Annotated in this window: 7 protein-coding genes, 1 tRNA gene, 2 rRNA genes and 2 pseudogenes (1 of these 12 running past the window's edge); 5 read left to right on the top strand and 7 right to left on the bottom strand. The window is 58.4% G+C overall.

The genetic code is table 11. From position 1 onward, the window contains the following. Positions 1–5 precede the first annotated feature (5 nt). Positions 6–524, top strand: coding sequence for a cyclin-dependent kinase inhibitor 3 family protein (locus ACTG1K_RS05205; RefSeq protein ID WP_440004899.1), 519 nt, complete (start codon positions 6–8; stop codon positions 522–524). Here ACTG1K_RS05205 and metA read toward each other — a convergent pair whose 3' ends face one another. Continuing rightward, entirely contained in the window at positions 525–1472 is a 948-nt protein-coding gene (metA, locus tag ACTG1K_RS05200) for a homoserine O-succinyltransferase MetA (RefSeq protein ID WP_440004898.1), read from the bottom strand. Between the two features lie 144 nt (positions 1473–1616). On the opposite strand from metA, the gene ACTG1K_RS05195 reads away from it, so the two are divergent. The 4 genes and pseudogenes from ACTG1K_RS05195 to yidA all read left to right on the top strand — a co-directional run bounded on the left by ACTG1K_RS05195 (position 1617) and on the right by yidA (position 6903). Beyond that, on the top strand, positions 1617–2855 hold the full coding sequence (locus ACTG1K_RS05195; RefSeq protein ID WP_440004897.1) for an HD-GYP domain-containing protein: 1239 nt from the start codon (positions 1617–1619) through the stop codon (positions 2853–2855). 53 nt (positions 2856–2908) lie between these two features. After that, positions 2909–4057 carry a competence/damage-inducible protein A gene (locus ACTG1K_RS05190; RefSeq protein ID WP_440004896.1) on the top strand — a complete coding sequence of 383 codons (1149 nt, stop codon included), beginning with the start codon at positions 2909–2911 and terminating at the stop codon, positions 4055–4057. A gap of 255 nt (positions 4058–4312) precedes the next feature. Next, positions 4313–5979, top strand: a pseudogene (locus ACTG1K_RS05185) (FapA family protein). Positions 5980–6093: 114 nt separating this feature from the next. Beyond that, a complete protein-coding gene (gene yidA, locus ACTG1K_RS05180; protein WP_103251456.1) occupies positions 6094–6903 on the top strand; it encodes a sugar-phosphatase in 810 nt (269 codons plus the stop codon). 109 nt (positions 6904–7012) lie between these two features. On the opposite strand, the gene ACTG1K_RS05175 is transcribed toward yidA, so the two are convergent. The 6 genes and pseudogenes from ACTG1K_RS05175 to ACTG1K_RS05150 all read right to left on the bottom strand — a co-directional run. Further along, positions 7013–10096, bottom strand: a complete 3084-nt coding sequence (locus ACTG1K_RS05175; protein WP_425855346.1) for a transglycosylase domain-containing protein — start codon at positions 10094–10096, stop codon at positions 7013–7015. Positions 10097–10304: 208 nt separating this feature from the next. After that, positions 10305–10622 carry a PTS system regulator TmaR gene (gene tmaR / locus ACTG1K_RS05170; RefSeq protein WP_005336024.1) on the bottom strand — a complete coding sequence of 106 codons (318 nt, stop codon included), beginning with the start codon at positions 10620–10622 and terminating at the stop codon, positions 10305–10307. 277 nt (positions 10623–10899) lie between these two features. Continuing rightward, positions 10900–12062: pseudogene (locus ACTG1K_RS05165) on the bottom strand (IS3 family transposase). A 213-nt stretch (positions 12063–12275) separates the two neighbouring features. Continuing rightward, positions 12276–12352: transfer RNA gene (locus ACTG1K_RS05160), tRNA-Asp, on the bottom strand. A gap of 97 nt (positions 12353–12449) precedes the next feature. Continuing rightward, a 5S ribosomal RNA gene (gene rrf / locus ACTG1K_RS05155) occupies positions 12450–12564 on the bottom strand. Between the two features lie 109 nt (positions 12565–12673). Beyond that, a 23S ribosomal RNA gene (locus tag ACTG1K_RS05150) occupies positions 12674–14451 on the bottom strand; it runs 1112 nt beyond the window's last position.

Raw genomic sequence — 14451 nt, 5'->3', positions numbered from 1 at the left:
CCGCCATGCACCCGTATCACCCTTTCTGGAGCCTTGAGGTTCCCCGTGTCGATGGTCAGCTGCTGCTGACCCCCTGCCCCGGCACCCAGCAGGTGCCACTGACCCTGGCGCTCGATCAACTGCGGTTGGCCGGTGCCCACGGGGTGGTGACCCTGATGACAAGCGCCGAGTTGATCCGACTCGAACTGGCGCAGCTCGGCCAGCAGGTCGAACACGAAGGGATGCGCTGGTTCCATCTGCCCATCGAGGATGATCTGGCCCCCGATGCCGACTTCGAGGCTGCCTGGCAACAGGCGCTGCCACAGCTGCGCGAGCTGCTGGGGGATGGCAAACATCTGGTCATCCACTGCAAAGGGGGCAACGGTCGTACCGGTCTGGTCGCCGCCGCGCTGCTGATGACCCTCGGCCAGCCACAGCAAGAGGCGATGGCCGCCATCAAGGCCCACAGACCCAAGGCGTTTACCCTGGCCTGCCACCGCCAATGGCTCGACCAGCTGGCCGAGCGGCTGGCGCAGGGCGACTGACTACTTGCCTCCCTGGTCGTAGGTAAAGACCTTGCCGATATCTTCCACCCGATAGCTGGTGAGCTGATAAACGTAGTAGTTGAGCCAGTTGGCAAACAGCAGATGACCGTGGCTGCGCCAGCTGGCGCGCGGGGTCTTGCCCGGATCGTTATTCGGGTAGTAGTTGACCGGAATGGCCGGTTCGATCCCTGCCGCCAGATCCCGCTGATACTCCCCGTCCAGCGTCAGGGCATCGTACTCCGGGTGCCCGGTGACAAACACCTGACGACAATCCTTGGTCGCCGCCAGATAGACTCCCGCCTCATCTGACTCGGCAAAAATCTGCAAGTCGGTCTGGGCACGGATCAGATCGCCATCAAACGCCGCGTAACGGGAGTGCGGGGCGACGAACTCATCATCGAAACCGCGCAGCAACGGCTCGTGCTCATCGAGGCGATGGTGGCGGTAAACCCCGGAGAGCTTCTCGCCGTGGGTCTGTTTCTCCATGCCATACAAGGCTTTCAGCGCCGCCTGCACCGCCCAGCAGAGGAACAGGGTGGAGGTGACATGCTGATGGGACCACTCGATGATCTCGACGATGCGCGGCCAGTAGACCACCTCCTCGAACTCCACCAGCCCGAGCGGCGCCCCGGTGATGATCATGCCGTCGTAGTTGTTGCCACGCACCTGCTCGAAGTCGTGATAGAAGTTCTCCAGATGGGCCTGGGGCGTGTTCTTCGACTCCCGATCATCGATGCGCAGCAGATCCACATCCACCTGCAGCGGCGAGTTGGAAAGCATCCGCATCAGCTGGATCTCGGTCTCAATCTTCTTTGGCATCAGGTTGAGGATGAGCACCCGCAGCGGGCGGATGTTCTGGGTGACGGCCCGGGATTCCGTCATCACGAAGATGTTCTCCTGCCCCAGCACTTCGGCGGCGGGTAACTGATCCGGGATCTTGATCGGCATGCTTACTCCCTGTACTGCATCGGTAAATATGTCTGGACATCCAGAAGCCTATAATAAAGCTCCAGCCCTGTCATCAGATACCTTTTGTATTCACCCCCGCCTTTGACTAGCATACGGCTCAGTGTGTCTCCTGCTTCCAAGATAATGACCGGTATCAAGATTTCCGTAGATCGACTGCAAGTCGGCAACTATGTATCCCTGCCACTGGGGTGGCGCGAACACCCGTTCCTGTTTTCCAGCTTCAAGATCAAAAGTGAAGAAGAGATCGAGCTGATCCGCCGTCTCGGCCTGAAACTGGTCACCATCATTCCCGACAAGAGCGACGTTCCGCCCAAGCCTCTCAATCAGGTACAGCCTCAGCAACAAGAGAGCGCAGACGCCGCCCAGCGTCAGGCCCAGATGCAGCAGGAGAAGGATCGCCGCATCGAGCAGTTGCAACTCTATCGCCGCAACCTGCAGCAGTGCGAGAAGCAGTTCCAGCAGTCGCTGGCGCAGGTGCGCAGCGTGATGAGCAAGATCCAGTCACGCCCCCTCAATGCCATCGGCGAGGCGCAGGAGCTGGTCAACGCCATGACAGAACAGCTGCTCTCGGTGGACGAGATGGTGCTCCATCTGGTCTCCGACAGCGAGGATGGCAACAACCTCTACTTCCACTCCCTCAATGTGAGTGTGCTCAGCATGCTGCTGGCCAAGGAGTGCTGCATGACGGCCGACGAGATCCGTCAGGTCGGCATGGGGGCGCTGTTCCACGATATCGGCAAGTTGAAGATCCCGAGCCAGATCCTGCGCAAGACCGAGCCGCTGACCAAGCCGGAGCAGAACCTGATAGCCCAGCACCCGCGCTACGGGCTGGATCTGCTCAATCTGGCCAAGGATTTCCCGGCCGAGGCGAAGGGGATCGTGCTCCATCACCACGAATATCTCGATGGCAGCGGGCCGGAAGGGCTCAAGGGTGGCCAGCTCGATCCGCTGACCCAGATGGTGTCGCTGATCAACGAGTACGATAACCTCTGCCACATGCAGGCCAAGGTGCCCTACTCGGCCCTGAGCGGCCTCTACAAGCAGCGCAAGGCGCAGTTCAATCCGGAGTACCTCAGCATGCTGATCCGGTTGATGGGGATCTATCCCCCCGGTAGCGTGGTGCAACTCTCCAATGGTCAGGTGGGTCTGGTGATGTCGGTCAATGCTTCCCGCCTGCTCTACCCCTCGGTGCTGGTCTACGATCCGCGCATTCCCCGTCAGGAAGCGGCCATCATCGACCTGCAGCAAGCCGAACTGTCGATCGCCAAGGTGATCCACCCCAAACGGCTGCCGCCCGCCGTGTTCGAGTACCTCAATCCGCGTACCCGGATCAGCTACTACTTCGAACACAACAAAGCCTGATTGTGTTGGCTCGAGGCCAACCGTTACCACCCGTTTAATCCAAGGAGCCTGCCATGCGTATCGAGATCATCAGTACCGGAGACGAGATAGTGACGGGTCTGGTGGTGGATACCAACGCGGCCTGGCTCAGCGCTCTGCTGCTGGAACAGGGGTGGCAGGTGCGCCGTCGCCTGACGGTGGGGGACAACCTCGCTGACCTGAAAACGGTGCTGCAAGAGAGTGCCAGCCGCGCCGATGTGGTGCTGGTGTGTGGCGGGCTCGGGCCCACTGCCGACGACCTGACCGCTCAGGCGGCCGCTGAAGCCTTTGACCAGCCGCTCACCCTCTTCCCCGACTGGCTCGCTACCATCGAAGCGCGCTACGCCAGCCGTGGCCGCCCCATGGCACAAAGCAATGCCAAACAGGCATGGCTGCCACAGGGGAGCGAGATCCTCGACAACCCGGTCGGCACCGCCTGCGGCTTTGTGGTGCGAAGTGGCCAGAGTCAGCTCTTCTTCACCCCGGGTGTGCCGTTCGAGTTCAAACAGATGGTGCGTGAGCAAATTCTGCCGCGCCTCAAACAGCTGGCCGGTGCACAGATCGATACCGAGCTGCGTCGCTTTTACACCTTCGGCGTCTCAGAGTCGGCGCTCAGCGATATGCTGGATGCCGAACCCTGGCCAGCTGGTATTGAACTGGGTTACCGCTCCTCCATGCCCCTTATCGAGCTGAAACTGATCGGCCACGGCGCCAGTGCCGCTGACATGGAGAGTGCCGAGCGCCGGCTGCTGGATACGGTCCGCCCCTGGCTGGTTGGCGGCGGAGATACGGAACCGGCGCAGCAGATCCTGGCGCTGCTGCAAGGCAAACCGCTGGCTCTGCTGGAGGGAGAGAGTGGCGGCGCGCTGCTGGCGCTTTGTCACGGCCATCCCCGGCTGGAAGCACGCTTCAACGCGCAACTGGCCGATGAGCTGGCGCAACTGCCGACAACCGATGCGGGCCTGCAACTGACCATAGGGCGAGAGGGCGCAGAGGGGGTGCCACTGCTGCTCAGCGCCGATGGAAAACACGTCGGTCAGACGGTCAAGGTCAGCCATCCCGACCCGAAGAGCCGCCGCAAGATCCTCGCCTTTGCCGCCCTCGACATGCTGCGCCGCCATCTGCTGGGATTGCCGGTGCTCGGCGATTACCTCACCCTGGCCAGAACAGCCCAGCGCAGCTGATAAGAACCGCCATTCCCCTGCCAGCGACCCTATGTCGCTGGCGCTGCGATCCGTCTTTTCACTCCGTTTCCAAACAGCGCCCACATTTATCTGGCCGCCATCACCGATTTGACTTCAATTCATTGACCATTCAGAGGAAATATCTGAATACTGCCCACTCTCAGGGTTGGCGACTCGCTTTATTAATCATTGAGAGATTAAATGACAGTAGAGGAGCGAGCCGATCGCTCCGTTCTCATCCAGCAAGGAGATGCGGTGTTAAGCAAAGAGTGGTTGCTGCTATCAAGCGATATGGAACTGGTCTGCCTGCGGATTGCCGCCGGTCTCACCAAACCTGTCACGGAACAGGATGTGCAGGCTCTGCTGCTCGCTTCCAACTGTCGCCGCTATCAGCCGCTGCCCGAGGGGATCAAACAGGCCATCAGCCTGCTTAATACCCTGCTCACCAACCCTGCCGCCCCCGTCCCCGCCAACCCCATCCCTGTCGGCAAGCGTCAGGATGCCCGACTCGCCGTAATCGTGGAGAAAGATCGCATGAGCGCCATCGCCCAGATCACTGCCGACTGGGGTGGCAAGTATGTGACGCTGGAACAGCTGAAAGAGGCGATCGCCATCAGCGAAATCAAACAGGGGGTGAGTGAGCAACTGCTCACCGCTGCCATCCAGTCAGCCAAGGAGGCCGCCCCCGGCAGTCAGCTCAAGCTGGTGATTGCCAACGGCCAGCCTGCCGTCAATGGTCAGGACACTCGCTATGAGCGGCTGGTGGAGACCCCGGCCGAACGGATCCTCAAACCGCAGGAGCTGGGTCATGGCAAGGTCGACCTGCGGGATCTCGGCTCCATCGTCACCGTCAAGGCAGGCGCTCCGCTGATGCGCCGTCATCCGGCCACCGTCGGGGTACCCGGTTTTACCGTGACCGGTCAGGACCTGCCCGCCAAGGATGGCAAAGACAGTCCGATGAGTGCTGGTGAGGGCACCTTCATCTCCCCCGACGATCCCGACCTGCTGATTGCCGGTCGGGCGGGCCTGCCCTGTCAGGAGAAAGCGGGCATGAAGGTGGACGAGGTGCTCAGCGTCAAACAGGTGGATGCCCGCCACGGTCACATTGATTTTGAAGGGGGCTTAATCGTCAGCGGCGACGTCAACCCGGGCATGAAGATCCGGGTCAGCGGTGACATCGTCATCGGCGGCTTTATCGAAGGGGGCTGGATCGAGGCGGGGGGCAGCATTACGGTACGCCACGGCATCATTGGCCGCCGCAACGAGCAGGGAGAGTACCTTTGCCAGCTCAATGCACAAGGGGAGATCCACGCCAGCTACGCCCAGTATGCCCAGCTGGAAGCGGGGGGGATATCCAGATCCAGAGCCAGCTCAGCCACTGCTACTCCCGCAGCGGACAAGATATCAAGGTAGGCGATAGCAACATGCGCAAAGGCACTCTGCTGGGGGGTACCAGCATTGCCAATCGCCTGATCATGGCTCCCAGCCTGGGGGCCGAGGCCGCCAACCATACCCGGCTGCAGATCCTTGGCGGCTACTTCACCCACAAGGAGCAGGAACACCAGCTCAAGCTGCGCCAGCAGGCGTGTCAGGCCCAGCTGGAGAAAATCAAGGAGCTGGTCATGAAGTTGCTGCAACTGCCCGGCGACAAGCGCAATCCGGATACCCTGCGCAAGCTCAAACCGATCCGGGACCATCAGCTGGCCGAACTGGCCCAGCTCGATGAGCAGCTCACCGCCAACCAGGAGGAGCTGCGAAACTTGATGGCTCAGATGGAGGTCATTGCCACCCAGCACCTCTACTCCGGCATCGAGGTCGAGATGGCCAGCTTAAAACGCAAGGTTACCATCACCCGAGGCCCTACCCGTCTGACCATCCATGATGAAACCCTCGAGATGACCCCTTACGAGGGGCACAAATAGATCAACCGGCACGGCCGCATCGCTGAACCGGCCGTGATCCCGCCGCCGATTTTCGCTACACTCGCCACTTCCTTGGCCCCACCGGGCGGGCCACCCAGACTCAGGTAGTGAGAGATGTACAAGCTGATCGCATTGGATATGGATGGCACCCTGCTCAACCCGCAGGGCCAGATTACTCCCCGCACCCACGCCGCCATCAGCGCCGCGCGCGCCAAAGGGGTCACCGTTGTGCTGGCCTCCGGCCGCCCGCTGGAAGGGATGAGCCGCTATCTGGAAGAGCTCGGCCTCACCACAGAGCATGACTACGTCATCTGCTACAACGGCGCTCTGGTGCAACAGGTGGCTGATCAGCGCATCATCCGCAGCCAGCTGCTGACCGGCAGTGACGCCAGCGCCGTCGCCAAACTGGCTGATGATCTGGAAGTGAACGTCCATGGTTTCTCGGTCACCCGTGGCCTGATCAGTCCCCGTGTCAGCACCTACACCGAGCACGAATCCCGCCTGATCGGCATGCCGATCAATCTGATCGACTTCGCCACCCTGCCTGCCGACGAGCAGATCATGAAGGTGATGATGATCGACGAGCCGCCCCAGCTCTCCCGCGCCATCGAGCGACTGCCTGCAGAGCTCTATGAGCGCTATACCGTGGTACAGAGCGCCCCCTTCTTCCTCGAGTTCATGAACAAGCAGAGCAACAAGGGAACAGGCGTGGCAGCGCTGGCCGAGCACCTTGGCCTGACCGCCGATCAGGTGATCTGCGTCGGGGATGCGGGCAACGATCGCCACATGATCGAATACGCAGGCCTCGGTGTGGCGATGGGCAATGCCACCGACGAGATCAAGGCGCTCGCCCAGCACACCACTGCCCGCAACGATGAAGATGGTGTGGCTCAGGTGATCGAGCAGTTCGTACTGAACGCCTGATCGCAATCGAGCGTCGCTGCGTCCGATAAGGAAATAAAAGCGGGGAGGCTGTCAGCCTCCCCGTTTTTTCTGGTTAGTTATCTGCGTGATGAGCGGTAATTCGTGCGCATCACTGGTTCGCCAGACACTGGGTATGGGAACCCGGTTGCAGGTAAGGCGTCAGCAGGGGTGCCATCCCCTTGAGCACCTGCACCGGCAGCGCCGAGGTGAAACGGAACTTGTCAGACTGGCTACCCGGTACATAGGCGGTCAGGGTACCGAAGTGATCCTCACCCAGATAGAAGACGAAGGTCGCGGTGCGGTTGCGCGCCAGTGAGCTGGTCACGTTGCCATAACGACCCACAGTTTCAATCCGGTTATCCCCGGTTCCGGTCTTGCCCCCCATCTGCAGCACAGTGCCATCCGGCAGGGTAAAGGCTCCGGCGATACGTCTTGCCGTGCCCCCTTCAACGACTTTGGAGAGCGCACTGCGCAGGGCGGCCGCCACCTCTGCCGGCATCACCCGAGTGCCCTCGGTGTGCTGCGGCTCAAACTCGGTCTCGAAGGGCGTTCCCTTGGCAAACGAGAGGTGCTCGATACGCAAAGTTGGCGAGCGGACACCGCCATTCTGGATAATCCCCATCAGCTCGGCCAGTGCAGCCGGACGATCGCCGGAGCTGCCCAAGGCGGTCGCCAGCGAAGGCACCAGATGGTCGAACGGATAACCGAGCTTGGCCCAGCGCTGATGGATATCGAGGAAGGCTTCCACCTCCAGCATGGTGCGGATCCGGCTGTCACGGGCACTGCGATGGCGAGTCTTGAACAGCCAGCTGTAGACCTCCTGCCGCTCGTCACGACTGGCCGCCACCGCGTCGGCAAAGGTCGCCTTGTCGAACTCCTTGAGATAGGCCAGCAGCCACAGCTCCAGCGGGTGAACCCGGGCGATGTAGCCCTGATCCGGCAGTGAATACTTGCCCGGACCATAGCTGACGTAGAGCTGATTAACCCGCTTGGCACTCAGCTTCTCTCTCGGCAACCGCTCCGCCAGGAAGGCAGCAAATGCGGCTTCGCTGGCTTCCGGCATCAGGTAGCGGTGAACCGCCGCCAGACGTACCGCACTCGGCTTGAGACCGTCGAGGAAGGTATCGAGCTGCTCCTCGGGAGTCTTGCCGCGATATTTGCGCCAGAAGCGCAGCAGATAGGTCTGCCCCTCTTTGTCGGCAAATTTGGCCAGATACTCCTGACGGCGGGGATCCTTGTCATCCTTCAGCAACTGGGCACGGTTGCCCTCCTTGTAGAGGCTGTAGCGCACGATATCGCGCATCAGCCGCACAAAGGGCAAGTTAATCGACTCACGCAGAGAGTCACGCAACGTCGGGATACGATTGTTATCCTCGCGGCGGAAGTTGTTGAAGGTGTGCATGCCGCCACCGGTAAAGAACCCTTCGTTGGGGCTGGCGGAGTATTTGCGATCCAGCGCCGCTTCCAGCATCACAGGCAGGCTCTTGTCCTGAGCCGTCATCAGATAGGAGATGGCCCAACGGCTGAGGTTGTCCTGAGAGACGGCAGCCAGCTTGCGCAGATTCTCGACCGGCATCCCGGCATAGTTGTCGTGCAGTTCGGCCACAATCTCCAGATAGGTAGTCAGCACCCGCAACTTGGCGGTTGAGCCCAACTCCAGCTTGGAGCCTTCATTGATATCAAACGGCTGATCGGTGTTATCGGTCTGTACCCGCACCTTGAACCCTTCCGGCGACTTCTCGAACAGGGTGAAGCTGTAGCGCACATCGCCGGTCTTCTCCGGCGAGAGCAGGCGCTCACCAAACAGCCCTACCTGAGCGGCAAACGTCGGGTCGGCCAGCTGTTGCAGATAACGGGAGATTTCGTTCTGCAACGGCATATTGAGGCTGGTATCGGCGGTCAGGTCCATCCGGTCGAGGTCATAGAGCTGTACTCCGAGCTGACGGCTCAGGCGAGTACGGGCAACCTGCAACCCCTTGTTGTTGTTCACCCGGGTGATAGCCGGGGACTGCAGGAAATCACGAAACGTAATCTTGGCCTTGAGCGCCGCCTCCATCAGTGGTGGCGTGATCATTCCCTCCTGCACAAACAGGCGCAGGTAGCTGTCGGTCAGGGTAGCCAATGCCTCTCGCCCCTGAGCCAGATAGTAAGAGGGACGGCGGTGCGCAATCATCAGCGAGACCACCTGACGCAGGGCAAGCCCCTGTTCGGCCAGCGGTGCGTTCTGGTTGCGGGCGGGGTTCAGCAGACGGTTCACGTCATCGACATTGGCACCAAACCAGACCCAGAGACCATCTCCCAGACCATGCACTTCACCATATCCCGGCGCAGCCGAGAGCGGTACCGAGTTGAGGTAGGCCCAGGCGACCAGTTTGCGCGCTTCGAGGGTTTCCGGCCCGAGACGATAAGCCCGCACGCTGGCAGAGGCCATCTGACGGATCTTCTCGGTCGGCGACAGGGTCAGGCCATCCGGCGAGTGGCGATACTTCTCCACCTGGGTCGCCAGGGTACTGCCACCGGCAGATTGATCCTGCATATCGAGCGCCTTGCCCACTTGAGAGAGCGCGGCCTTGGCAAAACGGGGCCAGTCGACCGCCGGATTGGCCAACGGCTCTTCGTTGCTCAGCAAGTCGCGGTTCTCGATAAACAGCAGCGACTGGATGACGAGCGGCGGAATGGAGTCAAAATCCGGATAGTGATGGGTCGGATACTTGAATTGATAGAAGGGCTCGGCGCGGCAATCGTGCAGCGTCAAACCGGCCTGCACCTTCTCGGTATAGGGCACGAAGAAACCACGACTGGCGTAGTCATAGAGCGCGTCGGAGAAATGCACCTGCTTGCTGACTTCATAACCCCGCTGCAGCAGGCGCTCCTGCATCATCGGCAGCTGCACATAGCCGAGCCGCTTGTCGAACGGGCCATCCTCAGGGAAGGCGATCTGCTTGCTCTGGCCAGGCTCGACCTGATAGGTGAGCTTGGCGGCATAGCGGGAGATCTCCTGAGATTGCAGCTTCGAGGTTTTCATCTCATAGCCAACCAGAGCGATCACCGCCCCCAGGCACAATAAAAAGAGAAAACAGAACAGCCAACGCCACCAGGGACGGCGCATGCGCTTTGGGTTCCCGTCCGAGGTCTGGACAGATGAATCTTGAGATGCCACTTGTGTCAAATCCGTCTGTTCTGATGCGCCCATATCAGCCCCACCATGGTTGCGCAATTTATTGTGTTTCACTCAAGCTTAGTCTTTTCAAGTCAATGGCTTGAAACTATTGACCGCTTAGTGGTGATGGTAACAGGGCAATTCTAAAAAGGGGAGCCGATTGTTGCAGGAGTGGCAGAGATCCGAGCTGATAACAAAACACCGGCCAGTGGCCGGTGTCTCTTAAGCGAAAGCTGAACGCTTATTTGTGAGAGCTCATGCCCTTCAGCTTGGTGCTCAGCTCTTTACGCTCTTTGGAGAGCTCGGCGTTCTTGATGATGTGGTCATCCACGCGCTCTTCATAGTCGGCACGCATGTTGGCGATGATCGCCTGTACATCATCAATGCTCATGCCCGGCTTGATGTAGTCGCTCAGGTTGTCGAGCAGCAGTACGCGCTTCTGGTTGTCACGGATCTTCTTTTCGTTATCCGCAATTTCACGCTTGAGTTTGTTCTGGCGACGGGACATACGCACATATTCCAGTACATCGCTGAAGGTGGACTTGTTTACTTGTTCCATATCGATACCACTGACTTAAGGTTGATAAAAACTGGCCAAGTTACACCTGGAACCCGGCAAACCCAGCGCGGGACAGGCAAACTCAAGATGTCCTTACTCTACCGAGTTATAAGCGAGATACAACCCTAATCGCGCGCCATGAACAGAGTTTGGCCAAAAGTAAACCAGTTAAAATGGCCAGTAATCCATCAGATAAGGGGTTGATATAGATAGCAAATGGTGGAGGTGACAGGGTTTTAGTTCTCTTCCTGTAGATAAATGCTAACACTTGTAGTGGTCAACTAAATCCGGACACTTGGTTAGGCCGTTCTTCGGCTTGTGCTGGCGGTATCCCGTCATTGTGTTGATGTGGACGCCGCCAGTTGTAGTAATCCATCAGGTAGTAACTGATATCCCGCTTCGCCTCTCGCAAGCTCATATATCCCATAGCCGGGAGCCACTCTGACTTCAGGCTTCTGAACAACCGTTCCATCGGGGCGTTATCCCAGCAGTTTCCACGCCGACTCATACTCTGGGTCATGCGATAGCGCCACAGTCGTTACCGAAATGCCCGACTGCCATATTGGCTGCCCTGGTCGGAGTGAAATAGCACACCGGATGGGCAACCCCGCTGCTGATAGGCCATCTCCAGTGCTTTGATTGCCAATTCTGCATCAGGCTTATCAGACATCGCCCAGCCCACGACCCGCCGGGTGTGCAGGTCAAGCACCGCTGCCAGGTAATGCCAACGACCACCGGCCCAGACGTAGGTGATATCGCCACACCACACCTGATTGGGTTGCTGGACATCAAATTCTCGGGCCAGCAGATTGTGAATATCCGGTCGTTCTGACCGTGCCACCTTATAACGGTGTGCGCCCGGCTGTTTGGATGCCAGTCCGGCCTCCTTCATCAGGTTACGTACTTTGAATCGACCAATCTGATACCCCAACTCCCGCATCATCGACATCAAGGCACGGCTGCCCGCTGAGCTCCGGCTTTCTTTGAATAACCGGCGCAACTCGCTGCGCTGCTGCATACGCTCACGGTTAATCGCCCGCCTGCGAGCCAGATAATCGTAAAAACAGGAAGTGGGCACATCGAAAGCGCAGCAGACCAGGGTGATGGGGGCTTGCTCCCTTAATCGGTCTATCAGCGCATACGTGTGAACTCGTCCGCCATCAAGAGAGCAGTTGCCTTTTTTAGAATGTCCTTTTCACGTTCGAGCCGGTTGATACGGGCTTCCAGCTCCTGAATTTTCTGCTGCTCCGGAGTCAGTGCTTTGCCGATTGGGGTTGTGCCAGTTCGTTCGGATTGCAGTTGCTGAACCCAGCGACGGAGCACGGTTTCACCGACATCCAGTGAACGGCTGGCTTCAGGGACAGAATATCCCTGGTCGAGCACCAGGGATGCGGCTTCGAGTTTGAATTCGGCAGTAAATGAGCGACGTAATCTTGTCATTGAACACCTCAGGTCATGGTGGCGACAGTACCACCTAAAATGGTGTCCGGGATGATTAGACCACTACAACTGGCTGTTTAAGGCGCTAAAAATACAAAAGCCCGGTTATGAAACCGGGCTTTGTGTTGGTTCTTGCGTACAAATCTGTGGGACTTATGGACAAAAACGCCCATAGCAAAAAGGCCTTCCCAATCGGGAAGGCCTTAAAATTAGTGGCGGAGCGGACGGGACTCGAACCCGCGACCCCCGGCGTGACAGGCCGGTATTCTAACCGACTGAACTACCGCTCCGCATTCGGTTAGCTTTCGCTAAATCTTCTGCTGCATTTTCTGAGGTGTCATCCTCGCAGCCAGTGACGTGATTCTTCACATCGCTGTTTAATTGAGTGCCTAGCAGTGTCCTACTCTCGCATGGCGAATGCCACACTACCATCGGCGCTACCGCGTTTCACTTCTGAGTTCGGCATGGGATCAGGTGGTTCCACGGCGCTATGGCCGCCAGGCAAATTCTTAATCTAGAAAGCTGACGTGAATAACGACTAGGTCATTATCACTGAATTAGTAGTTCGCTTGGTATCTGTTACAAGCCTTAGAACACTTCTTGGGTGTTGTATGGTTAAGCCTCACGGGTAATTAGTATGGGTTAGCTCAACACGTCGCCGCGCTTACACACCCCACCTATCAACGTTGTGGTCTCCAACGGCCCTTTAGGACCCTCAAGGGGTCAGGGATGACTCATCTCAGGGCTCGCTTCCCGCTTAGATGCTTTCAGCGGTTATCGATTCCGAACTTAGCTACCGGGCAGTGCCACTGGCGTGACAACCCGAACACCAGAGGTTCGTTCACTCCGGTCCTCTCGTACTAGGAGCAACTCCCTTCAATCATCCAACGCCCACGGCAGATAGGGACCGAACTGTCTCACGACGTTCTGAACCCAGCTCGCGTACCACTTTAAATGGCGAACAGCCATACCCTTGGGACCGACTTCAGCCCCAGGATGTGATGAGCCGACATCGAGGTGCCAAACACCGCCGTCGATATGAACTCTTGGGCGGTATCAGCCTGTTATCCCCGGAGTACCTTTTATCCGTTGAGCGATGGCCCTTCCATTCAGAACCACCGGATCACTATGACCTACTTTCGTACCTGCTCGACCTGTCCGTCTCGCAGTTAAGCTGGCTTATGCCATTGCACTAACCTCCTGATGTCCGACCAGGATTAGCCAACCTTCGTGCTCCTCCGTTACTCTTTGGGAGGAGACCGCCCCAGTCAAACTACCCACCAGGCACTGTCCGCGAGCCCGATTCAGGGCCCTGCGTTAGAACATCAAACATACAAGGGTGGTATTTCAAGGACGGCTCCAGCGCAACTGGCGTCACGCCTTCAAAGCCTCCCACCTATCCTACACATGTAGGTTCAATGTTCAGTGCCAAGCTGTAGTAAAGGTTCACGGGGTCTTTCCGTCTAGCCGCGGGTACACCGCATCTTCACGGCGAATTCGATTTCACTGAGTCTCGGGTGGAGACAGCATGGCCATGGTTACACCATTCGTGCAGGTCGGAACTTACCCGACAAGGAATTTCGCTACCTTAGGACCGTTATAGTTACGGCCGCCGTTTACCGGGGCTTCGATCAAGAGCTTCGCTTGCGCTAACCCCATCAATTAACCTTCCGGCACCGGGCAGGTGTCACACCCTATACGTCCACTTTCGTGTTTGCAGAGTGCTGTGTTTTTGATAAACAGTCCCAGCCATCTGGTCACTGCGACTCCCAACTGCTCCATCCGCAAGGGACTTCACTGTCAAGAGCGAACCTTCTCCCGAAGTTACGGTTCTATTTTGCCTAGTTCCTTCACCCGAGTTCTCTCAAGCGCCTTGGTATTCTCTACCCGACCACCTGTGTCGGTTTGGGGTACGATGACTTGTAATCTGAAGCTTAGAGGCTTTTCCTGGAAGCAGGGCATCAATGGCTTCCACACCGTAGTGTGTTCGTCTCGTGTCTCAGTGTTGTATCAGCGGATTTGCCTACCGATACCACCTACGCACTTTCACCAGGACAACCGTCGCCTGGCCCACCTAGCCTTCTCCGTCCCCCCATCGCAATTACAAGTCGTGCAGGAATATTAACCTGCTTCCCATCGATTACGCCTTTCGGCCTCACCTTAGGGGTCGACTCACCCTGCCCCGATTAACGTTGGACAGGAACCCTTGGTCTTCCGGCGAGGAGGCTTTTCACCCCCTTTATCGTTACTTACGTCAGCATTCGCACTTCTGATATCTCCAGCATACCTCTCGATACACCTTCGCAGACTTACAGAACGCTCCCCTACCACTCACACATAAGTGTGAATCCGCGGCTTCGGTGCCTGGTTTGAGCCCCGTTACATCTTC

It is taken from the genome of Aeromonas sp. 102P (assembly GCF_051920345.1).
GTDB lineage: Bacteria > Pseudomonadota > Gammaproteobacteria > Enterobacterales > Aeromonadaceae > Aeromonas > Aeromonas veronii.
This window is presented reverse-complemented; position numbering and strand designations above follow the sequence as displayed.

Coding starts and splice junctions, on each gene's coding strand:
- tmaR (WP_005336024.1), bottom strand. CDS start 10,622: ATGGAACAAGTAAACAAGTCCACCTTCAGCGATGTACTGGAATATGTG.
- metA (WP_440004898.1), bottom strand. CDS start 1,472: ATGCCGATCAAGATCCCGGATCAGTTACCCGCCGCCGAAGTGCTGGGG.
- ACTG1K_RS05195 (WP_440004897.1), top strand. CDS start 1,617: ATGACCGGTATCAAGATTTCCGTAGATCGACTGCAAGTCGGCAACTAT.
- ACTG1K_RS05175 (WP_425855346.1), bottom strand. CDS start 10,096: ATGGGCGCATCAGAACAGACGGATTTGACACAAGTGGCATCTCAAGAT.
- ACTG1K_RS05190 (WP_440004896.1), top strand. CDS start 2,909: ATGCGTATCGAGATCATCAGTACCGGAGACGAGATAGTGACGGGTCTG.
- ACTG1K_RS05205 (WP_440004899.1), top strand. CDS start 6: ATGCACCCGTATCACCCTTTCTGGAGCCTTGAGGTTCCCCGTGTCGAT.
- yidA (WP_103251456.1), top strand. CDS start 6,094: ATGTACAAGCTGATCGCATTGGATATGGATGGCACCCTGCTCAACCCG.